This is a genomic window from Teichococcus aerophilus, assembly GCF_014490485.1.
GTDB lineage: Bacteria > Pseudomonadota > Alphaproteobacteria > Acetobacterales > Acetobacteraceae > Pseudoroseomonas > Pseudoroseomonas aerophila.
Window position 1 is genome coordinate 1 of sequence record NZ_JACTVA010000113.1, and the last position, 3,769, is coordinate 3,769.

A 3,769-nucleotide genomic window follows, 5' to 3' on the forward strand; every position below is an offset into this window, starting at 1 on the left:
TCAGAGGGGTACGGCTTGCGGGCACTCATGCCCTACAGCCTGATCATTACCCGCCCAAAGGTCCATAACAGCCTCTAGTCAACCTTGTCTTATGAACCCGTTCTCCGGATTTCGTGCGCCGCAGTTGACCGCTCGTCCGGCGAAATCCGAAATCAGCCTGTTGACCTGCCGCCCGCTTTGAAACCCCTGCTTTGCAGGTGGGGAAGAAGGAGGTCAGCGGGCGCACCGTGACATGCGACCCGCTATACACTCTAGAGTTTGGGCATGCTCCGCCTTCCCAAGGCCAGAGCGTGCTAGTGGGGGGCTGTGCGTGGGCCGTTCCAGCCTTCCATCAGGCCGATCTCGGCTTCCTGCCCCGCGATAATCTGTGCGGCTAGTTGGCGCAGCTGCGGATCCTGCCCGCTCTCCATATACAGTCGCGCCATGGCGACAGCCCCCTCATGATGCGGCAGCATCAGTGCGATGAAGTCGCGGTCTAGTTCCCCCGTGACGCGGACGCGGCCCATAGAATGATGCATTTCCTCCATTGCATCCTGCATGGCCGCGCTGGCGCTCGCCTGAGGCGCGGCGTTGGCATGCCCATGGCCATGATAGTGCTCTTGTCCACGCCAGAAGCCGCCGGGCGCTGCGCCACCCTGGGCCATACGCTCTGTCCCCGCCCGAAGGATGGCCAGGGACGTGCCGCCATGCGCGTAGATGACCCGGTGGAGCGCGAAGTAGGAGCCCATGGAAAGTGCCAGGGCCAGAGCCAGGGCTACCGGCACCAGCGGAGTGGCCCACCGGTTGCGAGGCGCGACCTCCAGAACCGCTTCTCGCTCCGGATACGCGACGACGATCAGAAGCGATGCCAGGATGGTGGCATGTCCGATCATGTCCACCCGACCAAAGGGGTAGACTGCCGCGAACATGAGGGCAAAGAGAGCAAGAGCGGAGAGGCGGCGTACCAACGGTGTCCATAGCAGCCCGAAGCCCAACGTGAACTCAGCGACGCCTGCCATGGTCGTGTAAGGGCCGAAGGGAATGCCGAAGGCGAGATAGGGACGCTCTTCGAGCAGTGGCAGGAACCACTGCGGATACATGAATTTCTCCAGGCTCGACCACATGAGTGCGAGTGCAATGCCCCAGCGCAGCAAGGCGAAGCGGCGGGTATGCCATGTCCCGTCGGGCAGGCCGGAGAGAAGCAGGTAGCCTGCCAAGCCGAGGCCGAGCGCCAGATAATCGAACAGGTGAAATAGATCGTAGTCGCGCAGAGTGACGAGCCAGAGAAGCACGATCGCCGCGGCCGCAATCGGTCGTGTCCGCCGCGCTGGGAGCAGAAGTGCGATGAGGAGTTGCGCCCAGGGTACCCAACCCGCCTCGGTCTTCAGTTCCGGGGTGAGATAAGTGCCGCCCACAGCAAAGAGTGCCACGAAGAACGCGAACAGCACCGCAATGAGGAAATGATCCGCGTTGCGCTGCAGGGGAGCGGAGGCCGTGTCGAGACCCTTCATCACCACGATGCCCGGCGAACGTCGTTCGAGCAGGGTCGTCACAACGAAGAACAAGAGGACTAGCCCAAGCCCGACCCAGAAATAGAGCAGCGACAGGGTCGTCCCAATCGGTACGGGCGCCGCCGCGACCTCGTATGCCGCGAACCACTTCACATGTGCCATTGCGGCTGTGGGTGTCAGGGCGAGCAGCAGGAAGGCGATCAGCTTCTGCATGTCAGTTCTCGGCTAACTTAAGGGGAAAGAGTGCCGACGCGGTGCGGGTCGCTGTTACGCAGCCAGCAACTCATCCGCCGGGCCGAAGAATTCGTAGTGGATCTGCGCCGCTGGGACGCCGAGCTGCATCAGGGCATCGACGAAGCCCCGCAGGAAAGGCCGCGGGCCGCACAGGAAGTAATCTGCCTTCGCCAACGGTGTGTTTCGGGCCAGCCAGTCCGGCGTGATACGGCCAGGGAGATCAAAGTCCGCCCCTTGCTGATCCCGCGGGCGGGGGCACTCGTAGAAGCTGCTCACCCGGATGCGGCCCTGAGACGCTGCCGCCAGCGCCCGCACTTCCGCCCCCAAGGCGTGCGTGGCGCCGGATTGGGTGCCGTGGACGAAATGCACTTCGTGGCGCGCCGGCTGGTCCGCCACGGCCTGCAGCATGCTGAGGAACGGGGTCTGGCCAACGCCGCCGCTGAGCAGGACGAGAGGCCGCGCGGGTTGGCTGGGCAGGACGAAATCGCCTGCTGGGGCGCCGACCCTCAGGCGCGCACCCGTCTGCACCGCATCGTGCAGCCAGGTGGAGGCAATGCCGCCCGGCTCCCGCTTCACGGAGATGCGGTAGGAGGCGTCGCTCGGCCCGGAGGAGATGCTGTAGTTCCGCTTCAGCGGCGCATGTCCAGGGATCGAAAGCCAGAAGGTCAGATACTGCCCGGGTTTATGGCGCAGCACGGGGCCGCCATCGGCGGGTGCCAGGATGAAGGACGTGATGATGTCGCTCTCCCGCACCTTCCCCGCCACCACGAAGTCGCGCCAACCGTTCCAGCCACCGACAGTGGCGGCCTGCTCATGGTAGATCTCCTTCTCCCGGCCCATCAGCACGTCGGCCAAGAACCAGTAGGCTTCGCCCCAGGCCGCCAGGATCTCCGGTGTCGCGGCCGCGCCCAGTACGTCCTGGATGGCGCCGAGCAGCGCCTCTGCTACGGCGGGGTAGTGTTCTGGCAGGATATTCAGCCCGACATGCTTCTGCGCGATCCGCTCGATAGCGGCGGCCAGTACCCCGGGATTCTCGATGTTGCGTGCATAGGCCAGGATCGCCCCGGCCAGCGCCTTGGGCTGGGAGCCAGTCTCGCCATGGTGCGACTGGTTGAACAGGTCCTTGATGGAGGGATCCTGGAACAGCCGCTCGTACATCCGGCGGGTGACGTCCAGGCCATGCGCTTCCAGAGCAGGAACCGTGGCCTTCACGACCGAGATGGTGTGCGGGCTGAGCGGGCGGGGCATCGCGACCTCATAAGGTGTATGATCTATGCACCTTTATGCGACCTTGGCCTAAAGGTGTAAACCCCCTACATCTTCTGAATGCGACTGACCCTCCACACCGACTACGCTCTGCGCACGCTGATCTATCTGGGTCTGCGGCAGGACCGGCGCGTGTCGATCCGGGAAGTGGCGGAGGCGCACCGCATTTCGGAGAACCATCTGGTCAAGGTGGTGCACAATCTCGGCCGCGGCGGCTTCATCGAGACCACGCGCGGCAAGGGCGGCGGCCTCCGCCTGGCGCGGGCGCCGGAGCAGATCCGGGTGGGTGACGTCGTCCGCTTCACCGAGGAAGACATGGCACTGGTGGCCTGCTTCCAGGACCCGTTACAGGGCGGCGGCTGCGCTCTACTGAATGTCTGTCGCCTGCAGAGCCTGCTGGGCGAAGCGCTCGCCGCCTTCATGGCGGTGCTGGATGGCCAGACCCTGGCCGATCTACTCCGGCCGAACCGTGCCGCGATGGCCACCCGCCTGGGCCTTCCAGCTCCGCTTCTGACCCAGGACTTGCCGGAGCTTCCAGTCAATATTTAAGATCTGCCCCCGAATGGCACCATTCCGCTCTAAATTCCTGTCATTGGTCAGAACGCGGGCGCAGCTATAATAGGCGAGTGTGGCCTCTATGGTCGTGCGCGCTTCGTTCTCTAGAGCGAACCCGAAGATGCGGCCATCCGGGCCCTTCTACGCCAGATAATTCAGATCCATCTATGGCTCGACGGTGATTGTTGCCGCTCATCGTCGCTCAAGCCGCGCGGACGCCGGCA

Annotated in this window: 3 protein-coding genes; 1 reads left to right on the top strand and 2 read right to left on the bottom strand. The window is 64.2% G+C overall.

The features are described 5' to 3' along the window. Positions 1-293 precede the first annotated feature (293 nt). Both IBL26_RS25235 and hmpA read right to left on the bottom strand, forming a co-directional pair. Entirely contained in the window at positions 294-1,703 is a 1,410-nt protein-coding gene (locus IBL26_RS25235; protein WP_194443721.1) for a DUF305 domain-containing protein, read from the bottom strand. Between the two features lie 54 nt (positions 1,704-1,757). After that, complete coding sequence (hmpA, locus tag IBL26_RS25240) at positions 1,758-2,972, bottom strand: NO-inducible flavohemoprotein (RefSeq protein WP_187787254.1); 1,215 nt, start codon at positions 2,970-2,972, stop codon at positions 1,758-1,760. 78 nt (positions 2,973-3,050) lie between these two features. On the opposite strand from hmpA, the gene IBL26_RS25245 reads away from it, so the two are divergent. Next, complete coding sequence (locus IBL26_RS25245) at positions 3,051-3,539, top strand: RrF2 family transcriptional regulator (protein ID WP_187787255.1); 489 nt, start codon at positions 3,051-3,053, stop codon at positions 3,537-3,539. Positions 3,540-3,769 lie beyond the last annotated feature (230 nt).

Excerpts from the sequence above, each read along its gene's own strand:
- hmpA (WP_187787254.1), bottom strand. The coding sequence starts at position 2,972 with ATGCCCCGCCCGCTCAGCCCGCACACCATCTCGGTCGTGAAGGCCACG.
- IBL26_RS25235 (WP_194443721.1), bottom strand. The coding sequence starts at position 1,703 with ATGCAGAAGCTGATCGCCTTCCTGCTGCTCGCCCTGACACCCACAGCC.
- IBL26_RS25245 (WP_187787255.1), top strand. The coding sequence starts at position 3,051 with ATGCGACTGACCCTCCACACCGACTACGCTCTGCGCACGCTGATCTAT.